The organism is Colwellia sp. KU-HH00111, from assembly GCF_040362745.1.
Taxonomy (GTDB): domain Bacteria; phylum Pseudomonadota; class Gammaproteobacteria; order Enterobacterales; family Alteromonadaceae; genus Colwellia.
Genome location: NZ_BAABWO010000011.1, coordinates 82,771 through 105,836 on the forward strand (window position 1 = coordinate 82,771; position 23,066 = coordinate 105,836).

Consider the following 23,066-nt stretch of genomic DNA (forward strand, 5'->3'; position numbering starts at 1 on the left):
CGTTATTTTTTTTACCATGGCTGTTTGAAATATGGACAAAGTTGTGATTTAGATCAAAAAGCAGTGTAATACTACCCTGTCATTTTTCTCACTAATGCTCTACCTACCATGCGTACTTTCGTGGGTAGTGGCATACGATTTAAATTAGTTTTAACCGCACCTTCGGTAAAAGCAGTTGCCTTTGAATAGTCTATGTTGATATCTAAAATCACCGTTTTGTTATTTGAAGCTAATGCTCTTGCCTGGCTTAAACCTGTTTTGATATCTTGATTGTTTTCTATACGAACATACTCCGCGCCTGTCGCCATGGCTAAACCTTTCAACTTAGTTTGAGGCAGAACGGTACAGGTTTTACGGTTATAAGGTATTTGTTGTGCTTGGGCAATTTGCGACAGCTCACCATCATTAAAAACGCCGATCACTAAGCCTAGGTTTTGAGCAACTGCTGTCGCTAGCTCCATGGCTGTCATCATAAAAGCGCCATCGCCAACAATGGCGTGCACCTCGTTGTTTGGTTTTGCCATTTTTACTGCAATAGCTGCGGGTGTGGCGTATCCCATGCAATTAAAATCGGTAGGTGAAATAAAACCGTAAGCACTGTGAATAGGCATGAGCTCTGCGGCTAAAAAGGTGTGATTGCCATCATCTACGATGAGGTGAGCATCGTCATTGAGCTGTGCTCTGAGTTCATCAAAATACAGGGCAGGGTTCACTTTGTTTTTTGAGTCATGCTGATACCAAGTATTGCGGTAGGCTTGTTTATCAGCGGCAATTTGGTTTGCGAGCGAGCTTGAATCTTTAGCTGGCCCTATTGATTTAAGGGCACTTAATAATTGCTGGCAAATGAGTGCTGAGTCACCTTCAATTGCAATAGCAGTTTTAAAATTTGCATCAAATACTTTTGGGTTGATATCGATATGAATTAACTTCTCAGGTAATTGCCCACCAAAGCTACCGGTAGCAATTTCACCAAAACGTGTGCCTATCGCCAACACACAATCTGCTTTGTTAAAAGCATTTTGCGCTGCGGGCACCGCGGCTGGCCCAAAGCAAAAACCTGTATGCAAAGGGTGGTTTGCAGCAAAGGCACTAATCCCTTGCATCGTGGTTGCAACTGCGCCACCAATTTGTTCGCTAATGGCTATTAACTCAGTACTTGCATGAACGGCGCCCCAACCAACAAACATTACTGGGTTCTGTGCTTGCATTAACATTTGTGCTGCGCTTTGTATTTGCTCGAGCGTTTTGCTTGCTAAAGGGGGCAGTACGGGCGTTTGATACTTTGGCAAGTGCTCAATTGGGGCTTTATCAAGTTGTAAGTTAACGGGTAATTCAATAAATACAGGCCCCGGCTCACCAGAGGTAGCGATATTGTACGCTTGATAAATTGTCTCAATGACCTCTTCATGGCGATTAATTTTAAAGGCGGCTTTGGTAAAACCGGCCACTAATTTAAGCTGATCCATTTCATGGAGTTGATAATCAAATTTTGAATCATTACGGATACCGCCAGTAATAACCAACATAGGAATACCATCAAGGTAAGCTTCTGCAACTCCGCTTGCTGCGTGGGTAACACCGGCGGCGGGTACAATCACTAGGGTGCCAATAGAGTCAGTTACTCGGCTAATAGCATCTGCCATAAAAGCGCCATGACCTTCATGCATCACTAAACTCGGCGATATCTGCTCTGAGTTATTTAACTCATCGTAAAGCTCTGTGTTATGGACACCGGGAATGCCAAAAGTAAATTTTACGCCAATTTGCTCTAACGCGAATCGGGTTAACCATGCAGCAGTTTTTTTCATTTTTTAGCGTCCTTATGTCTGAGTTTTTTGATGTTATATGTCTATTTATTAGTAGTGATGGCTTTTGCTGCTTGTTGTGCAGTCAGTAGACAGCCAGCGAGAAACGTGCCTTCAAGTGATTTTTCACCATTTGCACCACCGCCGCCAAAGCCAGAAGCTTCACCTATTGCGTACAACCCATGAATGGGCATTGTGTTTGCATCAACAACTTGCGCATTTATATTTGTTTGAATACCTCCTAAACTTTTTCTGCTAATTAAGGCAACTTTTATAGCGATAAGTGGGCCGTGTTTTTTATCTTGAATAGGGTGAGGTTTACAGGTACGTAACTTGTCTGGCCGCCATTTTCTAGCTTGTTCAATGCGTCTTATTTGGTCGTCATTCCATTGCGAAGAAGGTCTAGCTAAAATCGCATCGTAATCATCTAAAGTTTGTTGTAAAACATTGAGTTTAATGGCTGTGGTTGCTGTTAACTTGTTCATGCTAGTCGTTAACTCACTGACCGAATTAGCAACGATAAAATGATCACTTTCTTGCTGCATTTGTTTAACTAATCTGTGATTACCAAGCAATGTTTCTTTTAGCATAGTAAAGAATTTTTTGTCGCGGATCATTGGATTATGTTCAGCGCCTGATACGGCAAATTCTTTACTGGCTATCTTCCAATTTAGCACTTGCCATGCATAGCCTTGTGTTTGCTCGCACATACGTCGGCATAAGTCATTGGTGTCAAAACCTGTTACTAGTGGCTCTGGGCCAATACGTTTACCGTTACTGTCTAACCAAAGTGCAGATTTACAAGGGATCAAGCTTAATCCTTGTTGCTTAAATGTTGGTGTTGGGTGCGGAATTCCGGCAGCATAATTCCACATTTTATCTAAATGGGTAATATTGCCGCCAATATTGCTAACTTCATCGTGCATAGCGCCATCACAACTTGGGTGCGTGCCATTAAGCATATTGTCTGGAGCTGGGGCAAAGCGTTTCGGCCAGTTTTCTTTTACTTTTGCTAAATTTCCAGTAAAGCCGCCAGAGGCAACAATGGTATTTTTAGCGAAATATTGCGTATGGTTGCTATCTTGACAACCAATTACGCTATCTTGTGATTTGAGCAACTGGCTAATTTTACAGTTAAAGTTAAAATGAATGTTTGTATCTTTAAAGGGGGCGATGGCGTCAAGCATTTTGTTCACAAGCTCAAGCGAGGTTCCCCACATAACATGATAACGTGGCACTGAGTTACCGCCTGTGCTACCACTAGAGCTCCCTCCAGCATACAAACCACGTTCAACCCAGTTGACAGCAGGTAAAAATTTCACGCCGAGTTTTTTGACATAACAATAGATATCTTGATAGCTTTGTTTAACGTAAAGCTCTGCCCATTGTTTTGGCAGAATATCGCTATCGGTAAAGTTGGCAAACCCATACCAGTCTTTTAGTGCGATTTCTACGTTGTCGGTAATGCCACTACGTTTTTGCTCAGGAGTACCAATAAGCGCCATGCCACCAAAAGCGCTGCGGGCTAAACCGCCGATCTTAGTTTCATCTTGAGCATCGAGTACTAATACTTGTTTATCCTTCTTGGCTAACTCTAAAGCGGCAGTTAAACCGGCAATACCAGCACCAATAATGATGACATCATATTGTTTTTCTCTATTACTGTTACTATGATTTAGATTTTGATAATCAGACATAAGCATTGCATCTATTAGGCTCTCATAGCATTATCATAGCTCGTCATATTTTTAACGCACTAGTAAAAATTACCTAATGGCTTATACAAAAACACATTCTGTTGAACAATTAAATGAAATGCACTTACCTGCTTTATCACTTAAAAATTTACATCATTTTATTAGTAAGCTATACCTTGCTACCAGTAAAATAGAATTAGCTGAATACCGTGATTGGGCATTAGCGCAATTGCAAAGCCTGATTGCTTTTGATGGGGCTATTTGGAGCAATGGTCACCAACAAACAGAACAGTTTCATAATCATACCTTAGTTAATGTACCTAAATCGTTAACTCAGTCTTTGTTAGAACATTTATCAATTAATCCCATCGTTGATACCTTATTTGACAACTTAGGTGCTCCAGTTGATATGCGCGATTTAATGAGTGATGATGAGTTTTATCATTCACAAATATACCTGAAGTGTTTTCAACCTTTCGGCATAGAAAGAATATTATCTTCTATACACCTTGATGAACGTACAGGCTTGTTTACTGTGCTAACCTTGTATCGTTTTGAGCGTGATCAGCCTTTTTCAGACCAAGACAAACAAATACAGACACAAGTGTTATTTCATTTACTGACCGCAGCTAATCACGCGCTATTTCTACAACTTGAGCATAGCGAGCAAGGTGCAAAGAAAACGCCCAAAAATAGTCATAAGGCGATTTGTGACAAACACGGGTATTTTCATCAAGTACAAAGCAGCTTTATTGATTTAATCGCGCGTAACTACGCGAAAGATAAACAGGTTAAAAATAGTTTATTAAAGTTACCTTTTGCGCTAGACATATCTCACAAGGCTTATGAAGTTGATGGGTTACAAGTTGAGCTAACGCCATTTAATGATTTAATACTGGTTGAAATTTGGCCACAAGGGCCACTTGATAGTTTGTCTTGCAGAGAGCGGCAGATAGTGCAAACCTTGGCACAAGGTTTAACATTTAAAGAAGCCGCGCGCGAATTAGCTTTATCACCTTCTACAGTTTCAAACCATTTATACCGCATATATCAAAAGCTAAATATTGGTAGTAAAGGTGAGTTGTTTAAGTTGTTAGGGTGAAAATAAATTATTTTTCAAACACTCTTTCAAATGGCGGCAAAGAATCAAGTAGTTGCTTGCCGTAACGTTTGGTTACCACGCGCTTATCTAGCAATGTGATAACACCTTCGTCTAGCTCATTACGCAGCAATCGCCCACAGGCTTGTACGAGCTTCTTAGACGTGTCTGGCACCGACAACGACATAAACGGATTACCACCTTTGGCAGTAATATATTCAGCTTGAGCTTGCTCGACAGGAGAGGTTGGCACTGAAAAAGGCAGTTTAGTAATGATTAAGTTATTTAAGTAGTCACCTGGTAAATCAAGCCCTTCAGAAAAGCTTTGTGTACCAAAAATAATACTTTCCTTGTTATCGTCACAATGTTTTTTATGGGTTTCTATAATGTGTTGGCGTGAATGTTCGCCTTGCACTGCGATCTCAAGTTGGTGTTGGTCTCTGAGCGCTTGCGCGACTTTCTGCATTTGCCAATAAGAAGAAAACAACACTAAACTAGCACTGCCTTGGGCCAAGTAACGAGGCAGTTTACTGATGAGTTCGTCAGTAAACTGTACAGCGCTGGGCTCATGAGTCATATTGGCGACTACTAACTGTGCATTATTTTGATAATCAAAGGGAGAGCAAACTTGCTGGTATTGGCTACCATCATTGTTTTTTAATCCCGCTTGAAAGCGAAAGTGATCAAATGAGTTTAATGCTAATAAGGTGGCCGAGCATAACACAGCACCAGCACATTGACTCCAGAGCTTATCTTCAAGGGTAAAACCCACCTCAATCGGTGAAGCGCATAGCAAATAATCTTGACGGGCACTGCCTTTAGTTGGCGCTTGTTGTTGTAACCATCGTGCCATAGGCGCTGCTTTGTCGCTGTCGGTTTTTGCGTACATATGCCACAGTGCTTGCAGATTTTCTAAGCGCTGCAACATAAAACCGGCTTCAGCTAATACTGGCTCAGCGAGATACATTTGGGTATCACCATCTTTGACAGCTTCAATTAATGCACTGTAGAGTTTATTTAAATGGCTTAACGATTTTTTACTCAATTCATTACAGTCTTCTGCCCAATCTTTTAGCGATTTTGGGATAATGCCATTGTCGAAACGATAAACGGGCTCGTCTGGCTTGTTAGTTTGATAGTTTGCTTGGTTAGCTCGGTTATTATCATGATGATTGGGCGTAAAGTAAACACTGGCATTGTTAGTAACAAAAGTCAGTACTTTCTGCATTTCTATTAGCAAATCTTGAGAGTCATCACTAAGCTTTAACGCAGGAGAAATTGCGCGTTGTGACTTGATTAGCTTTGCCATTTTGTCGCCAGTTTCTCTCAATTTGGTTAGCCAGTCGATAGCCCCACGTAAGGTAATGCTTGCACTTGAGTGATCGCGCGTCACTTTGGGTAAATGATGTGCTTCATCAATCACGTAAAAGGTTTCATCTGGCGTTGATAAAATTCTACCTCCCCCTAATTCAAGATCTGCTAATAGCAAACTATGATTGACCACAAGCACATGAGCTTGCTCCATAGTTTCGCGTGCTTTATGAAAGGGACAATGCTGATGATCAGACAAGGTTTTTAAACAACTATGCTTGTCACTTTGTACTTGAGACCAAATATGGTGGGCAATAGGGCTTTTCCATGAATCTATGTCACCATGCCATGAGCCATCAGTTAATGCTTTATGCATGGCATTTAAGGTACGAATATCATCGGCTTTAGGTTTTTCTGCAAAGGTAAAACCCGCTTGAGGAGAATCAGTAGCGACTGCTTGAGTTAACTTTTGTCTACAAACATAGCGTTGCCTGCCTTTTACTAAGGCAAAGTCGAACGTTAGCCCCGCATTTTTTTTCAGAAAGGGTAAGTCTTTATCTACTAACTGCTCTTGCAGTGCAACGGTAGCCGTTGAAATACATACTTTTTTGTCTTGAGCGAGAGCTAGCGGAATAGCGCCTAAACTATAAGCAAGGGATTTTCCTGTTCCCGTTCCAGCTTCTAAGGTGATTATTTTTCTGTCTTTACTGTACTCACCTGCAAGTGTTTTTGCGATTTCGGCAATGAGTAACGTTTGCTGTTTGCGCGGATTGAAATTAGGTAAGTTTTCGCCAATAGCCTTATATGATTGACGGATCACTTGTTTTAACTTGTCAGTTAACATCTGGCAGCAGTTTCCAAAAGGGATTTAATAAAGTACACTGCTGTATATAATAACAGGTTCTCTGTTTTTCTCCTTATAATTATGTAAAATTTTTACAAATATGCAAACTACCTTGTTACAACCAATCAAAAGTGGTTTTTTGTTAAGCCGCCAAGTACAAGATAATGGCAATCGCTTACAGATAACACTGTGGTTAAAAACAAGTGAGGGGGCTAAAAAACTGGTTATTCATAATGAATTGGCGTTGTTTTTTGTTGAACAAACTCAAGTTAATGCAGCCACACAGTTGTTGCAGCAACAAGGCATAACTCTAGTGAAGCAGCAAGCGTTATCGCTAAAAACGTTTGGTCAAAAGCCGGTGCATGGTTTTTACTTTTCAACGCTTGCGCAGTTTTATCGCGCTCGTGATTGTCTTAAGTCAAAACAAATTAAATGTTATGAAGATGATATTCGTCCTGACGATAGATATTTGATGGAGCGTTTTATAACTGCGGACATTGATTTTGTTGAAGACCAACAGGTTAAATGTAGGAAATCTTCTCAAGAATTAGCGATTCAATTGAGTATGTTATCGCTTGATATTGAATGTTCAATGACAGGCGAACTTTATTCTATCGGTCTTTATGCGAACAACGAATGTGAAATTAAACGCGTATTGATGATAGGAGAGCCTCAAGCGGATGCAGAGCCTTATATTATTTGGCTAGATAATGAGAAACAGCTACTCATTGAGCTTATTAATCAAATTGCAACCATAGATGCCGACATTTTTATTGGTTGGAATGTCATTAATTTTGACTTTCGTTTATTACAAAAACGGATGGACATTCATCAGGTAAAGTTTGCTGTAGGTCGTGATGCTAGTGCTCCAAGATGGCGGACAAATAGTAATAACAGCGAACAACAATTTATTGAAATAGCCGGGCGGGTTGTACTTGATGGTATCGATTTATTGAAAACAGCCACCTACAGTTTTCCTAGTTTTTCTCTCGATAATGTTGCAAAAACGCTATTAGGATTAAGCAAGAAAGTGGTTGATGTTGATAATAGAGTTGCAGAAATAACGACTAATTTTTTACATAATAAACCAGCCTTAGCCGCCTATAATTTAGAAGATTGTCGATTGGTATGGTTAATATTTGAGAAAACACAATTACTAGAATTTGCACAGCTCAGAGCACAGTTAACCGGCCTTGCTATTGATAGAATTGGTGGCTCGGTTGCCGCATTTACCAATCTATACTTACCTAAATTACACCGCAATGGTTACGTGGCACCTAATATGGGCGATGGTCAATCAACGCTAGTTTCTCCTGGTGGCTTTGTTATGGACTCTGTTCCCGGACTTTATAACAATGTTTTAGTGCTGGATTTTAAATCGCTATATCCCAGTATCATTCGCACTTTTAAAATTGATCCTATGGGATTAATTGAAGGAATGCAGCAAGTTGCAGATGATAGCAATACAGAAATGCAAAGCGCTATTAAAGGTTTTGATGGTGCTTATTTCTCAAGAGATAAACACTTTTTACCTGATATTATCACCTCGCTATGGTTAGAGCGCGATAAAGCCAAGCTACAGAAGAATGCAGCCTTGTCGCAAGCGATAAAAATTATAATGAACAGTTTTTATGGCGTTTTAGGCTCTACCGGTTGTCGATTCTTCGATCCGCGCTTATCCGGCGCTATCACTAAACGTAGCCATGAAATATTAAAAACCACTACAGCTTGGATTGAAACCAAAGGTTACCAAGTCATTTATGGCGATACTGATTCTATTTTTGTGCATGTAGGCAATGAGCAATCGGCTATTCAATGTATGACTTTAGGAAAAGAACTACAGGATTTTATCAATAAAAAATGGCAACGTTATATCGCCGATGAATTTCATTTATCTTGTGAATTGGAGATTGAATTTGAAACGCATTTTACAAAGTTTTTTATGCCAGCCATTCGTGGCCAAGAAATGATTAAAGGACAAAAAAATATTGGCACAAAAAAACGGTATGCGGGCATTGTAAATGGCAAGTTATTGTTTAAAGGGTTAGAGACTGTTAGAAGTGATTGGACTGAGTTAAGTAAAAATTTTCAGCAAGAGCTATATCGACTTATTTTCAGTGAACAACCTATTGAAGATTATATTAATTGTATTATCAACGAATTAAGGGCAGGGTTACATGATAGTAAGTTAGTCTATAAGAAAAAGATCAGACGAAAACTAACAGACTACGTAAATACACCGCCCCATATTAAAGCAGCAATAATTGCTAACAATAAGCTTATAAACAAAGGTAAAAAGCCAGAATATCAACATAGAAAAACCATTTTATACGTTATGACACTTGAAGGAGTACAGCCATTAGCGTTTAACGAACACACCCTAGATTATGATTTTTACATTGAGAAACAACTAAAACCAATAGCAAATGATATTTTACCTTTTATTGCTAAGGATTTTGAATCTATTGCAGGCAAACAATTAGGGTTGTTTTGATTGGTTTATTTTTTATGTGATAACTTTTTTTGTGACAGTTTCAAATAAATACATCGAATATACGTTTTAGTATTAACAGGTTACGAGGTGCTTGATTCATTGCTTTAAGTTTATGTGGGGGGCTGATAACTTTAAAAATAACATCGCAAATTTATTCTGACACTAGCGCAATGAATTACGCCCTACAGGGCTGCAAACTAATGTAGGTTAGAATTTATTCTGACATTGGCGCAATGAATTACGCCCTACAGGGCTGCAATCTAATGTAGGTTAGAATTTATTCTGACACTGGCGCAATGAATTACGCCCTACAGGGCTGCAATCTAATGTAGGTTAGAATTTATTCTGACACTGGCGCAATGAATTACGCCCTACAGGGCTTCAATCTAATGTAGGTTAGAATTTATTCTGACACTGGCGCAATGAATTACGCCCTACAGGGCTTCAATCTAATGTAGGTTAGAATTTATTCTGACAAATAGAACATCAAAAAGCTACCAAGGTAATACGGGATATCGAAGACATATACAATAATTGAGGCCCCCATAATAATTTTATTTATTTTTTTCACTGTATAAAAATCAGTTTTATTCAGAATAATACCAATTGCATAAAAAAGGATTTAACCAACCTTTCACTCGTCAACCAGTTAAAGGGTTTAGCATTAAGTTATTGATGAAACAATGTAATTAGCGTATTGTAGGTTTTGAAAAATTCATGAAAGAAGGATGAACTTCATGTTTAAATATGAAGGTTATCCTGCTAATAAAGCTATTAGGCAACTAAGGAAGTCTCATGACAATCTGCCCCAAATGTAGTTACGAAAGACAAGAAACAGACATCAACCCAGAGTGGGAATGTTCCTCGTGCGGTGTGGCATATGTAAAAGCTCAAAATATGACTCCCCCAAGCAAAAAACGTCCACCTGAAAGTAATGCTAAAGAGGTTAGGCCTGAAATTAACAGTAATTTAAAAGTTCAGTTGTTAATTGTTGGCTTTATTTGTCTTGTTTTAGGTTATTTTGCTGGACGAGAACACCTAAAGTACGAGGTGAGATCTTCTATGCAAGGAGCTTTTTCAAGCATTAAAAATGGGTTTTCCTCCAACAATGAAAAAAGCTTTATTGAAGAAAAAGTAGCAGATATTAAAACTGCTTTAAAACCAAAATTCGTTTCCCCTACAATTTCAAATAAACGTTTTGAGAAACAAAAATACGATGAAAATATTTGGTTTGATATCACATGGGACACATCTGAGCTTAAAAAACCTACTAGAGCTATCAAAGGTATATTGATCTTTGCTGATATATTTGGTGAATCTAAATTTCAAATTAAGAAAACTATAAATGAACCTTTATCTCCAAACCAGCCTATGACAGAAACAGGTGTTGGATTCGATTTTAATCAATTTAAAGATTCTCATAAATGGATGTTATCAACTGATTTAAAAGATATGACTTTTAAATTTGACGTTCAAAATATTATTTACACAGACGGAACATCTGAATCATACGAATAGTTGCCTAATAAATAAAGGATAGGTTGCGCTTGCCGCAACTTAATCCTGTTGTTGAACAAGCCCGTTGTTGATGTGTACTCTTTATAAGTAAATAAATAAAACTGAGGTGGGGTGTCTCTTTGCGGGACTTTCTAGCTGTTGTTTTCAAGCTGAGTCTGCCTACTATCACTCAGTTTAGTTGAGCAATATCGTCTCGTAACTTTTTTTGTCACTTATTTTTCGCTTATAAATAAAATCCTCACTCAGTGAATATGCTGGGCGCAACAATTGTGTTTGCTTAGGCACGTCCTTGTTCTAAATCGGGTAACCAATAATCACACTCTGCGCCCGCCGCATCAGGTATAGGGTCATGTACGCTTTACATTGAGGGCAGCAAACCCCTTGTTTGGGGGCTGGAGCTATGGGCGGCAATACCACGTGAAGCATTAACTGTAAGCGCTTTAATGTACGTTTAGCATTCCCGTGTAAAAACCCATAATTGCGCGCTCGTCGAAACCCTTTAGGCAGTACATGTTGCAGTACGCGCCATAAAAAGGCGGTAGCGTGCTCAGTGATGGTTTTATACTGCTTGGTTTGACTGTCTTGGTATTGAAACGTTACTTGGTCATGGTGTATTGATAAGATATTGTTTTCATTAATCACCCCACGATAAAGATAGCGCGCAAGGTAGGTTAATGCACTGTCACCTTTGCCCACATGATGACAGTCAGCCACCCATGAGGTTGGGGTGTTAGTCGGTAGATAATACCCCGAGTCGCACAGCAGTGCGATAAATTTACCACGAAACACCTTGGCCAGGTTATCGGCGTTAAACAGGTACTTGCCTGTTTTTGGTTGCCACTGTTTTTTTGTTTTATCAAATTAAATAAGCAAAGTTAAACAAAATTAAATAAGCCACCCTTAATTACTCTAAGCAAAAGTTAAGAGGGCGTTTAATGTTCCTTGTCAGAATAAATTCTAACCTACATTGTTGAGTTGATTGCTTGTAACAGAATGAATGCTAACCTTGGTACCTAATTGGTGTTCTCTTTGTCAGAATAACAATAATCTGACAATAGCCAGTTGATAACAATTTCGTTTAGCCGTTTTACTTAATTTGCACTTGCTATGTTCATCAACACCGTGAATACTAAATTTAATTTGGCTAAATCGATGCCAACTGCTTTAATTGGATGCATATGGACTCTCCTTTTATTGAATGTTTTAACACCTTTCAATACGTCACATAGATGCCGTTTTGTCAGAGGAGTCCATATCATTCGTTATGTGCTATTTCAAATTTATCTGCTACTATAACTAAGATCCGTTTAAAAATTAATTGGGGACTATTATGAAAAAATGTAATAAGAAAAGCATAGGTGTAAGTCTGCTATGGGCTTCTGCAATTTTGTCGTCGGCTATTCTTGACGCCCCGCAATTACTCACGCTAATACTTTTACCTGCCTTAGCCTATATGTCATTAATCCTTATAAATAAAGACCAACAAACTTAATATTACTTTTATTTAATTGGTTTGGTGTACTTTTCACATAATAAATAGAGGATAGGTTGACAGGCGGGCACTTGTTCCATTTTTATTCATCATGGTTAGCTTAACATCAAGCCTAAACATTAACGCGAGGACCTAGCTGGAAAAAATTGTCAAAATAATGTTGTCTAATTATTATTAACAATTTTTCTGTGTTATTGTTGTAAAATACGATAAAAAATCATTTGGATATAGCATTAATTTGGTTTTTTATAGTGTGTTAAAGTGATTTAAAAATTTTAACACACTCCTTGTCTAGTATTCTTTATATTTCAACTACTAAGAAAAGTTAATGTTTATTTATGATGAAATCTTATTTTGAGCTTTTCCAGTATTCTGACTCAAATCTTCTAATGGTTTCAGAATATAATCCCTTCCTAATTGTTTTATCCATTCTTATTGCAATATTTGCTTCTTATATGGGGTTTCAAGTTGCTGCTCAAGCGAGTAAAACGACTTCTTTACGTAAACATGTTTTTTTATTTATAGGCAGTTTAGCTTTAGGGTGCGGTATTTGGTCAATGCACTTTATTGGTATGTTAGCTTTAGAGCTTTGTACTGCTGTGTCGTATCAATTTGATTTAACTGTGTTGTCTGTATTACCGGGAGTGTCAGCTTCATGGGTGGCTTTGAATTTAATTACACAAAAAAATATTAAAAGTGTTCAATTAATTATTGGGGGTGTGCTGGTTGGTGCAGGAATTGGCACAATGCATTACATTGGTATGGCAGCAATGGAAATGGCACCCTTACTTCGCTACGATTTTAGCATGTTTGTGGTATCAATTTTAGTAGCTGTTGTTTTGGCCATAATATCTCTTTGGGTAAGATTTGGAATTGATACTGTAGGGAAAATTAAGCTAAATAAAACACTAAAAGTTGTAATATCAAGTTGCGTAATGGGGATGGCTATTTCTGGAATGCATTATACAGGCATGTTAGCAGCTCGATTTGTTTTACCACCAGGTTTTGAGCTGTCTAAACAAACTAATGATATTTCTTTTTATTTGGCCCTTGGAATAACCACTACGACTGTTTTTATTATTTCAGTGGTTTTAGCTGTTAATTTGGTTTTTAGATATAAAGATATCTCAGCGAAAGCACTGCAAAGCGAGAGACGACTTTCTGCTATCATGGAAACAGCTGTTGATGGAATTATAACCATTAATGCGAAAGGAATTATTGTTAGCGTTAATAAAATGGTGACAGTATTATTAGGTTGGCAAAGTGAAGAATTGTTGGGTAAAAATGTAAAAATGATTGTACCTATGCCATATCAACATGATCATGACCAATATATAGAAAATTACTTACAAACAGGAGTTGCCAAAATAATTGGTAAGGGGCGTGAGGTGGAAGCCTTAACAAAAAGTGGTGAAAAAATACCTATGCGCCTTGGTATTGGACACGTTAAATTAAATGATCAACATATGTTTGTTGCCTTTATTTCTGATTTACGCGATAGATTGAAAATGGAATCAATATTACGTGAAAATGAAACAAGAATTCGTTCGCTGTTAACTAATATCCCCGGAATTGCATATCGTTGCATTGATATACCTGGTTGGCCTAATTTGTTTATTAATGATGAAGTAGAAAAAATAACAGGATACCCTGCACAAGATTTTTTGTTACCGGATCCTAAACGAAGTTTAGGAGATTTTGTTCACCCAGATGACTTTAGCATCATAGAAGCGGCAGATTTACGTCATCCTAACGGTTATCAACTTGAGTTTCGATTTATTGATCGATATAACACCGTAAAGTGGATGTTGGGCTATGGTCGTGCCACAAAAGTAGAAGACAGTGATGATTACTATCTCGATGGTTTTATTATGGATATCAGTGATCGAAAGAAAATGGAATCTGACATGGTGGAGGCCAAAAATAAAGCTGAAAAAGCTGCCGAAACACGTGCATCATTTTTAGCTAACATGAGCCATGAAATTAGAACACCAATGAATGCTATTATTGGTTTTAGCGATATTCTTCTAGATAGTGATTTAAATAATAACCAACATAAACACCTTAATACAATTAATCAATCAGCTAAATCATTATTACATATTTTAAATGATTTGTTGGACAGTGCTAAATTAGAAAAAGGGAAGTTTCAGCTAGAATTAAGAGATTTTTCATTGGTTGAAGAAATTGATGCAGTTGTGTCTACCCTTTGGTTAGAAGCTCAAAATAAAGAAATTGTTATTAATCTAAGTATCAGCCCTAAAGTTCAAGGTTATTACAATGGTGCGCCTGATAGAATTCGACAAGTATTAACTAATTTATTAGGCAATGCGATAAAATTTACAGAACAAGGCACTATCGATATTAAAATAGATGCAATAACTGATGAAATGATTCAATTTGTAATAAAAGATACCGGCATAGGTATGACTTCTTCGCAATTAGATACCATTTTTGATGCCTTTGCTCAAGCAGATGAATCCATGAGTCGACGCTTTGGAGGAACAGGACTTGGTACAACAATAAGTAAACAGCTGGTTGAATTAATGGGCGGCAGAATTAAGGCGACTAGTGAAGAAGGAGAAGGGAGTGAGTTTAGTTTTACCTTACCTTTAAAACCAATTGAAGCTATGGATAAAGGACCAGAAGCTCACAACTACAAAGCATTGCCAAAACTTAAAGTACTAGTTGTTGATGACATTGATCAAAATATTGAATTACTTTCTTTAATACTCAAACGCCAAGGACATAGTGTTTTTGAAGCAAGAGATGGTGAACAAGCGCTTTTACAGTTGGAGAATAATGTCATTGATGTGGTATTAATGGATATTCAAATGCCTGTTATGGATGGATTAACTGCAGCTAAGGTACGCAGACAGTTTGAATTGGACAATGCTATAAAAAGAGTCCCTATAATTGCATTAACCGCGAGTGTACTACCACAAGATAGACTTTCTGCTGAACAAGCTGGTATGGATGGCTTTGCTAATAAACCTATAGATATACCAAAACTATTCAATGAAATATCTAGTGTACTTAACTTACAGAATAGCTCCGTAGATACGGGGGGGTTGGTTGATAAATCGACATTGAAAATAGATATTGACACTGGCATCGCGTTATGGGGCTCAAAAGCTAATTTATATGCTGAAATAGGCCGTTTTATTGAACATGCAGAAGTGGAATTGTTAACACTTAATCAATATTTGGTAGATGAAAACTGGCAAGAGTTAGCACATTTAACGCATAAATATAAAGGCAGTGCCGGTAATGTTGCTTTGATAAGCCTTATGGAGATGATTGAATCGTTAGAGTTGTCAACGCAACAACGTAATGTTGTAACCAGCCAAATAAACATTGCAAACATTACAGAAGAATTTACTATTATCAAAAATTGCTTGAATACAATGAGTGATGAAGACAATAAAGTCCTTCCAACTGCTCTCCCTAATAATGATGGGCGTAACGAAGCGTTAATTGATATTTTACGAAAGCTTGAATGTTGTGTCCAAAATAATGAGTTTGATGAGGATCTCTTAGATGAACTTCAGTCTTTAAAAACTGTTAGGCCCAAAGAAATAGATCAAATTATCAATAAATGTAATGACTTTGAATTTGAACAAGCGAGTACATTAGTAAATTTATTACTAAGTAAATTGAGCTAATCAATAGGTGATGGAAGAAGTGATGGAGAAAGAAAAACCAGATAATCGGCAACTTTTGTTAGTGGTGGACGACGAGCCAGCTAATTTGCGTGTACTCAATCAAGTATTAAATGATACTTATAAATTGGTGTTTGCCAAAAGTGGTCAATAAGCCTTGCGCTTGGTAGAAAAAGAGCGGCCAAATTTAATTTTGCTTGATATTATGATGCCCGAAATGACAGGCTATGACGTGTGTGAACAATTAAAAAAAAATATTGAATTTAAATCTATTCCTATAATTTTTGTTACTGCGTTGAGTGATCCAACTGATGAGGCTGAAGGGTTAAATCTTGGTGCTGTTGATTACATATCTAAACCGATTTCACCTTCGGTGGTAAAGGCGAGAGTGAAAACCCATTTATCCTTGGTTGATGTTGAAGAACTTAAAAAAAGTAGATTAGAAGTTATACATCGTTTGGGGCGTGCTTCAGAGTATAAAGATAATGAGACGGGTATGCATGTTATGCGTATGAGCCATTATTCTCGTGTTGTGGCTGAAGCGTATGGTTTTTCAAAAGCGAATGCTGATAACCTTTTTAATGCTGCGCCTATGCATGATATAGGCAAAATAGGTATTCCTGATAGTATAATGTTGAAGCCAGGAAAACTAACAGATGAAGAGTTCTCTATTATGAAAAAGCATCCTGAAATAGGTGCGGAAATATTAGGGGAGTCAAATTCAGGCTTAATTGCGCTAGCTAAATTAGTGTCACTAACACATCATGAAAAATGGGATGGGACGGGTTATCCGAACCAGCTCAAAGGTGAAGATATACCAATAGAAGGAAGAATTGTTGCTTTAGCGGATGTTTTTGATGCATTAACTAGCATACGCCCTTATAAAGATGAATGGCCAATAGAAAAAGCGATGGCATACATTCATAGTCAAAAAGGTAAGCATTTTGATCCAGAGTTGGTCATATGTTTTGAACAACAACTCGATAAAATTTTGGCAATTAAAGAACAATGGAAGGATTGATTTTTAGCTTCAGCAGTTGAGGTAATTTATAAAGTCTTCACCTAAATATTTACATTGCACACTAATGTTTTAGTATGTAATTTGATTATGGGTGGCTTGATAACTGATAACTCTGGGTGGCCTGATAATTCTGATAACTTGTAGCCTGATAACTGGTGATAACTTTGTTTTTCTAAAGAGCTGAGTTAACATCCATACTTTTGTGTAATATTCGCACTATATAAATCTGATTATTTTTATATCCTTTGTAATAAATTACATGACTTGCTTGAGGATATTTACTGTAACTTTCTCTAATATAACCACAGTTGATACCTAGTTCTGGTTTATCAGATAATATGCTAAACGTATTATCCAATACCTTTAAGTAATCATTCCGCTGAGAACCCCCCCCAAGTTATTTGGGAATATTTAGCTATTTTCATTAAGTCTGTTTTGGCTTTCGAAGATAATACAAACTTATTCATTAATGGTTATCTTTATCTAATTCTGTCAATAAGCTTTCATAGCTGTATTCAGCAACACCGCTTTGTTCGCCCTGAATTAACATGTTACGTAAATTTAAAAGTTTAGCTTCTTGATCTTCCAATGCTCTTAACCCAGCTCTAACAACTTCACTTGCTGAGCCATAGCGACCAGTGTTAAGTTGTTGGTTTATAAACTGATCAAAATGTTCACCTAGTGTCACACTTGTGTTTTTAGCCATAATTAAAAATCTCATAAGTACCTATATATAATACATTATGGTATAAAAAATATAATAAATAAAGGATAGGTTGCGCTTGCCGCAACTAAATCCTTTTGTTGAACAAGCCTGTTGTTGCTGTGTACTCTTTGTAAGTAAATAAATAAAATTGCGTGGGTTGTCTCTTCGCTGTGTTTTCTTGTCGTTTTTTTCAAGCTGATTCTGCCTACTATCACTCAGTTTAGTTGAGCAATATCGACATGTAACTCTTTTTTGTCACTTATTTTTCGCTTATAAATAAAATCCTCACTCAGGAATAGTTATCAGGCCACCCATGATAAATTTTTTATACTGTATAAAAATCAGTTTTGTTCAGAATAATACTATAATAGTTATCAGGCCACCCATGATAAATTTTTTATACTGTATAAAAATCAGTTTTGTTCAGAATAATACCAATTGCATGAAAAAAGGATAACCTTCATGTTTAAACATGAAGGTTATCTTGCTAATAAAGCTGTTATATTTTTGTTAGGTTATGAAGCTAGCTGAATCTAAAGTCCCCCAATTATTAATCATCTGTTTATATGGCGTTTTTGTTCTAAATGTCATTGATATATTTTATCTAGATAGAGCTAATTCAATCCAAAGTATTGGCTTTGTTCTGACTTTAATTATCCCTGTGTTCTTTTCAATGTACTTAACTCGTAAGGATTTCACCTTAACTAAAAAATCGATGCTTTGGCATACTTTTATTATTGTAGTTGTTTGTCCTTTAATATTTATCGTTCATATTGCACTAACACTATAAATTCCTGTAAGGTGTTGTAAATAAAAATATAATAAATAAAGGATAGGTTGCGCTTGCCGCAACTTAATCCTGTTGTTGAACAAGCCCGTTGTTGATGTGTACTCTTTATAAGTAAATAAAATTGCGGAGGGTTGTCACTTTGCGGTGTTTTTTTGTTATCAAAGTTATAAAAAGTTATCAGGCCACCCATAATTACTCTAAGCAAAAGTTAAGAGGGCGTTTGATATTCCTTGTCAGAATGAATTCTAACCTACATTGTTGAGTTGATTGCTTGAAACAGAATGAATGCTAACCTTGGTACCTAATTGGTGTTCTCTTTGTCAGAATAACAATAAGTTATCAGGCCACCCATAATTACTCTAAGCAAAAGTAAAGAGAGGTTTAATATTCCTTGTCAGAATGAATTCTAACCTACATTGTTGAGTTGATTGCTTGTAACAGAATGGATGCTAACCTTGGTAGCTAATTGGTGTTCTCTTTGTCAGAATAACAATAATCTGACAATAGCCAGTTGATAACAATTTCGTTTAGCCGTTTTACTTAATTTGCACTTGCTATGTTCATCAACACCTTTCAATATGGCACACAGATGCCGTTTGATCAGGGAGTGCATATCATTCGGTATATGTTTCTCTTGCATAGGTGTTAACTATAAATGAATCGAGTATTTAAATACGAAACTCCTGCATGGGGCGCTAAACTAATATGCTTGATATACGTTCTAGTATCCGGTGCACTTTTTCTAACTTACGCTACTTATGAAAGTTGGGCTGACAACTCCCCAAGGGGATTTAAGTATGCCTTCTTGATTTTAGGTTTGGTATTCTTAGTTGTATCACTCAAGCCAACAAATTGGAAAGGCTGGGTATATTTTACAGCTGACGATAACGGGATACATTTTCCATTAGCATCGTCGTCGAATGAAGAGCCGACATTCTTCGATGTGAAATGGGAGAATGTCGGCAACATTAAGCGTGAAAAGCTTTATGGTGGTGTTTATGGAATTTCAATTGAGTTAAAGATTTCTCAATTGGAGGTTGATGCTTATTTTAGCAATGTAGCCAGCACAAATAAAATTTTGGGATTCAATCAAATGAGAGATGATTACTTTGTGATTGCATATGCTAATAACGCTTTTCAAAAGTTACCTGAAGTCGTCAATCAACTAATTAAAATAAAGGATGCAAACATATAGTAATACCATAAATTTGGTTAAATTTTTCGCTGAATGGGAAAGCACTTAATCAAGTTGTTGAACAAGCCTGTTACTGCGCACCCTGTAAAAGTAAATGAAACTGAAGCAGGCTTTTCTGATGCTGTACTTTTACAAGGGGCAAGTCGTGTTGGGATGTTTCTAAAAGCTCGTTATGCACTTAGGGGGTAGTTTTGAGTAAAATTGTTATCTTTGGAAATTCGGGGTCTGGTAAGTCAACACTAGCAAAAGAGTTGGCGTTGAAACATAACTTAGCCCATTTAGATCTTGATACTGTGGCATGGAAACCTATTTCGCCACCAGAGCGTTTGCCTATTTCAGAGTCAGGTAAATCGATAAATGATTTTTTATCAACAAGAAGTCACTGGGTTGTTGAGGGTTGTTATGCTGATTTATTATCACTTGTCATTGAGCAAGCAGCCGAAGTCATTTTTCTAAATTTACCCGTTAATGCATGTATTGAAAATGCTAAAAATCGTCCGTGGGAGCCTCATAAGTATGAAAGTAAAGAGGCTCAGGATGCAAACTTAGAAATGTTAATCGATTGGATAACAAAATATACTGCGCGACAAGATACCTTTTCAAAGGTTGCACATGAAAAACTGTTTGCAGATTTTCAAGGAAAAAAAACCATGCATGTGTCGAATAATCAATTTAGATAAACGGGTGCACTGATAGTTTTTAGCATTGAGCCCACACCAGTGCACATGTTTCAATGCGCACGGGCGGCTCTTGCACTAAAATGGATTATAATTGTCCTATTCGCTTGTTTAGGCTAATAGCATAAGCACAACAAGATCTAGCTCTGCTGCGCTAAAACATCAAGGCCGTGAGTTTTTAATAAAGTAACAAGCTTAATTAAAGGTAAGCCAATCAGAGTATTTGGGTCATCACCTTCAAGTCTTTCAAACAAACAGATACCTAACCCTTCACTTTTGAAGCTGCCAGCACAGTTGTAAGGTTGTTCTGCGGTTAAATAGTTTGCTATTTCCGCCGAAGAAAGCGGGTTAAAATGAACAACAAAAGGCTCTACTAATGAAAGGGCTTTATTGTTAGTTGTATCAAATACGCATAAGCCAGTATAAAAGGTAACGCTTTTGTTGCTGAATTTACTCAGTTGTTTGACCCCATTGTCAAAGTTATGGGGTTTACCCAAAATTTCACCGTCACACACCGCCACTTGGTCTGAGCCAATAATAAGTGCATCGGTGAACTGAGGTGCAACTGCCTTGGCTTTTTCAATGGCTAAACGCTCAACTAAGGCTTGCGGCGTTTCATTGGGCAACGCACTTTCATCAATATCAGGTTTTGCACAATCAAAAGGTAAGTTAAGTTTTTCTAAGATGTTTTTGCGAAAAGGGGAGGTAGAGCCTAAAACTAAGGTTTTCATGAGGATCCTATAAATGTAGAATAATTGTTCTGTTGTGATGAACAATTAAGCAAAAGCTATTCAATAACTGCTATTATAAGGGCAATCCGTAGATTTTAAACGAAATATGCTAATTTTCTTTTGACACTTGCCTCTAGGGGCTTTATTATGCGCGCCTTATGCAGAATCTTAAACTTCCGATAACAATTAGTCCAACCCGAAGCGCGCAACGTAGACTTGTGTGTGAAGGTGTTTTTAATCTATCGGAAATGACTAGACTGCTTGCTGTTAGCGAAATGCGCGGCGAGCATGTTCAGGTTAGTGTTAAGTTTGATGTGGATGAACGTGGTTTGACAGTAATGTCTGGCACAGCATCGGCATTAGTTGCATTAACTTGTCAGCGGTGTAATGAACTTTTTGATACTGAGTTGAAAGTAGATTTTACTTTTAGCCCAGCAAAAAATGAAGAAGCCGCGATGAATATTCCATCATATTATGATGTGGTAGAATTAAATGAAGATGGTGAAGTAAACTTGCGAGAGTTAGTGGAAGAAGAGTTAATACTCATGATCCCATTAATTCCAAGGCATGAACTCAAAGACTGCCCAGCCGATGCTGACAGTGTTTGGGGTGAATTGCCGGAAGAGCTTGAGCAACCGAATCCATTTGACGTATTAAAACAACTCAAATAGTTAAACCGCAGTTCGCAGTTAACTAATAACCGATTTAGGAGTAACTCATGGCAGTTCAAAAAAGCAAAAAGTCTCGCTCAAGACGTGGCATGCGCCGTTCACATGATGCTATAACAACAGAAAACTTATCAGTAGATCCAGTATCAGGTGAAACGCATCGTCGTCACCATGTAACAGCTGATGGCTTTTACAAAGGCGTTAAAGTAATCGCTAAGTAAGCGACTTTACTTTAAGCATCTATTTTAAGCTGTTGAATTTTAAGCTTGAATAGTCAAAGAAATTTAACCCTAGCGTTAGATGTTATGGGGGGCGATCAAGGCCCCCTAGTAACGATCTCTTCTGCAATAATGGCAATTAAACAACTGCCTAACTTGCATCTCATTCTTTGTGGTGATGAAAATATCATTACGAAAGAATTTGCTCGATTAAATATTTCCAAAGAAAGTCTAGTAAAGCATCCACAATTATCTATTTTTGCTACCACTGAAGTTGTAACTATGGATGATAAGCCAGCTTTTGCACTTCGAACTAAGAAAAACTCCTCGATGCGTAAAGCATTAGACCTAGTACATGAAGGTAAAGCTCAAGCATGTGTGAGTGCAGGCAATACTGGCGCTTTATTTTCAATGGCGCATTTTGTACTAAAAACATTGCCAGGAGTGGAACGTCCGGCACTGATCTCATCTTTACCTACCCATAATGACGACAAACATGTATTTATGCTTGATTTAGGCGCAAATGTGTTTTGTGACTCTCATGTGTTATACCAGTTCGGCGTGATGGGCTCAGTTATGGCTGAACAAGTTGATGGTATAAATAAACCCCGTATCGCGCTACTTAATATGGGGGAAGAAGCTATTAAAGGCAGTGACCATATTAAACAGGCAGCCTTAGAATTAAGTGAAAACGAAGAAATCAATTATATTGGTTTTATCGAAGGTGGTGATATTTTCTCAAACAAAGCAGATGTGATTGTTTGTGATGGTTTTGTGGGTAATGTAGCCCTAAAAACGTGTGAAGGTGTTGCCCGTTTAGTATACGAAAAATCTAGAAGCGCATTTAGTCAAAGTTTTTTAATGAAAATCATGGCTTTCTTACTAAAACCTAGCTTAAAAAAAGTGTTTAAATCGATGAACCCCGACCAGTACAATGGCGCAAGTTTGATAGGATTACGCGGCATTGTGGTTAAAAGCCATGGTAATGCAAATGCCAACGCCTTTTTCTCAGCAATTATCGAAGCGGTGAAAGAGGTAGAACGACAAGTACCTGAAAAAATAAAAAGCTCTTTAGAACAAGGTTTGTCGCCCCAATAATATTTCACAGTATTGTTTATACTAAAAAGAGTAAAAAAAT

Annotated in this window: 15 protein-coding genes and 2 pseudogenes; 10 read left to right on the forward strand and 7 right to left on the reverse strand. The window is 37.4% G+C overall.

Going from position 1 to position 23,066, the window contains the following annotated elements; all coding sequences use genetic code 11:
* Window positions 1-71 precede the first annotated feature (71 nt).
* Window positions 72-1,808 (reverse strand): thiamine pyrophosphate-binding protein, encoded by a 1,737-nt coding sequence (locus ABXG98_RS17145; protein ID WP_353539921.1) that lies wholly within the window; start codon window positions 1,806-1,808, stop codon window positions 72-74.
* Window positions 1,809-1,849: 41 nt separating this feature from the next.
* On the reverse strand, window positions 1,850-3,502 hold the full coding sequence (locus tag ABXG98_RS17150; protein ID WP_353539922.1) for an FAD-binding dehydrogenase: 1,653 nt from the start codon (window positions 3,500-3,502) through the stop codon (window positions 1,850-1,852).
* A gap of 76 nt (window positions 3,503-3,578) precedes the next feature.
* Between ABXG98_RS17150 and ABXG98_RS17155 the strand changes: the two genes are divergently transcribed.
* Entirely contained in the window at window positions 3,579-4,604 is a 1,026-nt protein-coding gene (locus ABXG98_RS17155; protein WP_353539923.1) for a LuxR C-terminal-related transcriptional regulator, read from the forward strand.
* Window positions 4,605-4,611: 7 nt separating this feature from the next.
* Here ABXG98_RS17155 and dinG read toward each other — a convergent pair whose 3' ends face one another.
* Window positions 4,612-6,756 carry an ATP-dependent DNA helicase DinG gene (gene dinG, locus ABXG98_RS17160; RefSeq protein WP_353539924.1) on the reverse strand — a complete coding sequence of 715 codons (2,145 nt, stop codon included), beginning with the start codon at window positions 6,754-6,756 and terminating at the stop codon, window positions 4,612-4,614.
* Window positions 6,757-6,856: 100 nt separating this feature from the next.
* Here dinG and ABXG98_RS17165 point away from each other — a divergent pair, with 100 nt between their 5' ends.
* The gene (locus tag ABXG98_RS17165) at window positions 6,857-9,250 is read left to right on the forward strand and encodes a DNA polymerase II (RefSeq protein ID WP_353539925.1); all 2,394 of its coding nucleotides are present in this window, start codon (window positions 6,857-6,859) and stop codon (window positions 9,248-9,250) included.
* A 795-nt stretch (window positions 9,251-10,045) separates the two neighbouring features.
* Window positions 10,046-10,768, forward strand: coding sequence for a hypothetical protein (locus ABXG98_RS17170; RefSeq protein ID WP_353539926.1), 723 nt, complete (start codon window positions 10,046-10,048; stop codon window positions 10,766-10,768).
* Window positions 10,769-11,062: 294 nt separating this feature from the next.
* Here ABXG98_RS17170 and ABXG98_RS17175 read toward each other — a convergent pair.
* Window positions 11,063-11,623 (reverse strand): annotated as a pseudogene (locus ABXG98_RS17175) (IS91 family transposase); the annotation flags it as partial.
* A 975-nt stretch (window positions 11,624-12,598) separates the two neighbouring features.
* Here ABXG98_RS17175 and ABXG98_RS17180 point away from each other — a divergent pair.
* Both ABXG98_RS17180 and ABXG98_RS17185 read left to right on the forward strand, forming a co-directional pair.
* Complete coding sequence (locus ABXG98_RS17180; RefSeq protein WP_353539927.1) at window positions 12,599-15,925, forward strand: MHYT domain-containing protein; 3,327 nt, start codon at window positions 12,599-12,601, stop codon at window positions 15,923-15,925.
* 22 nt (window positions 15,926-15,947) lie between these two features.
* A pseudogene (locus tag ABXG98_RS17185) lies at window positions 15,948-16,943 on the forward strand (response regulator).
* Window positions 16,944-17,115: 172 nt separating this feature from the next.
* Here ABXG98_RS17185 and ABXG98_RS17190 read toward each other — a convergent pair.
* Window positions 17,116-17,301 (reverse strand): type II toxin-antitoxin system RelE/ParE family toxin, encoded by a 186-nt coding sequence (locus tag ABXG98_RS17190; protein WP_353539928.1) that lies wholly within the window; start codon window positions 17,299-17,301, stop codon window positions 17,116-17,118.
* A 108-nt stretch (window positions 17,302-17,409) separates the two neighbouring features.
* Window positions 17,410-17,649 carry a type II toxin-antitoxin system ParD family antitoxin gene (locus ABXG98_RS17195; protein ID WP_353539929.1) on the reverse strand — a complete coding sequence of 80 codons (240 nt, stop codon included), beginning with the start codon at window positions 17,647-17,649 and terminating at the stop codon, window positions 17,410-17,412.
* Between the two features lie 1,445 nt (window positions 17,650-19,094).
* On the opposite strand from ABXG98_RS17195, the gene ABXG98_RS17200 reads away from it, so the two are divergent.
* Both ABXG98_RS17200 and ABXG98_RS17205 read left to right on the forward strand, forming a co-directional pair.
* The gene (locus ABXG98_RS17200; RefSeq protein WP_353539930.1) at window positions 19,095-19,634 is read left to right on the forward strand and encodes a hypothetical protein; all 540 of its coding nucleotides are present in this window, start codon (window positions 19,095-19,097) and stop codon (window positions 19,632-19,634) included.
* A 191-nt stretch (window positions 19,635-19,825) separates the two neighbouring features.
* Window positions 19,826-20,314 (forward strand): AAA family ATPase, encoded by a 489-nt coding sequence (locus tag ABXG98_RS17205; RefSeq protein WP_353539931.1) that lies wholly within the window; start codon window positions 19,826-19,828, stop codon window positions 20,312-20,314.
* Between the two features lie 137 nt (window positions 20,315-20,451).
* Here the strand turns inward: ABXG98_RS17205 and ABXG98_RS17210 are convergent, their stop codons facing one another.
* Window positions 20,452-21,042 (reverse strand): Maf family protein, encoded by a 591-nt coding sequence (locus tag ABXG98_RS17210; RefSeq protein WP_353539932.1) that lies wholly within the window; start codon window positions 21,040-21,042, stop codon window positions 20,452-20,454.
* A gap of 158 nt (window positions 21,043-21,200) precedes the next feature.
* Between ABXG98_RS17210 and yceD the strand changes: the two genes are divergently transcribed.
* From yceD to plsX, 3 genes are all read left to right on the forward strand, one after another.
* Complete coding sequence (gene yceD / locus ABXG98_RS17215) at window positions 21,201-21,713, forward strand: 23S rRNA accumulation protein YceD (RefSeq protein ID WP_353539933.1); 513 nt, start codon at window positions 21,201-21,203, stop codon at window positions 21,711-21,713.
* Window positions 21,714-21,760: 47 nt separating this feature from the next.
* Window positions 21,761-21,931 carry a 50S ribosomal protein L32 gene (gene rpmF / locus ABXG98_RS17220; RefSeq protein ID WP_353539934.1) on the forward strand — a complete coding sequence of 57 codons (171 nt, stop codon included), beginning with the start codon at window positions 21,761-21,763 and terminating at the stop codon, window positions 21,929-21,931.
* Window positions 21,932-22,015: 84 nt separating this feature from the next.
* Entirely contained in the window at window positions 22,016-23,026 is a 1,011-nt protein-coding gene (plsX, locus tag ABXG98_RS17225) for a phosphate acyltransferase PlsX (protein WP_502901569.1), read from the forward strand.
* Window positions 23,027-23,066 lie beyond the last annotated feature (40 nt).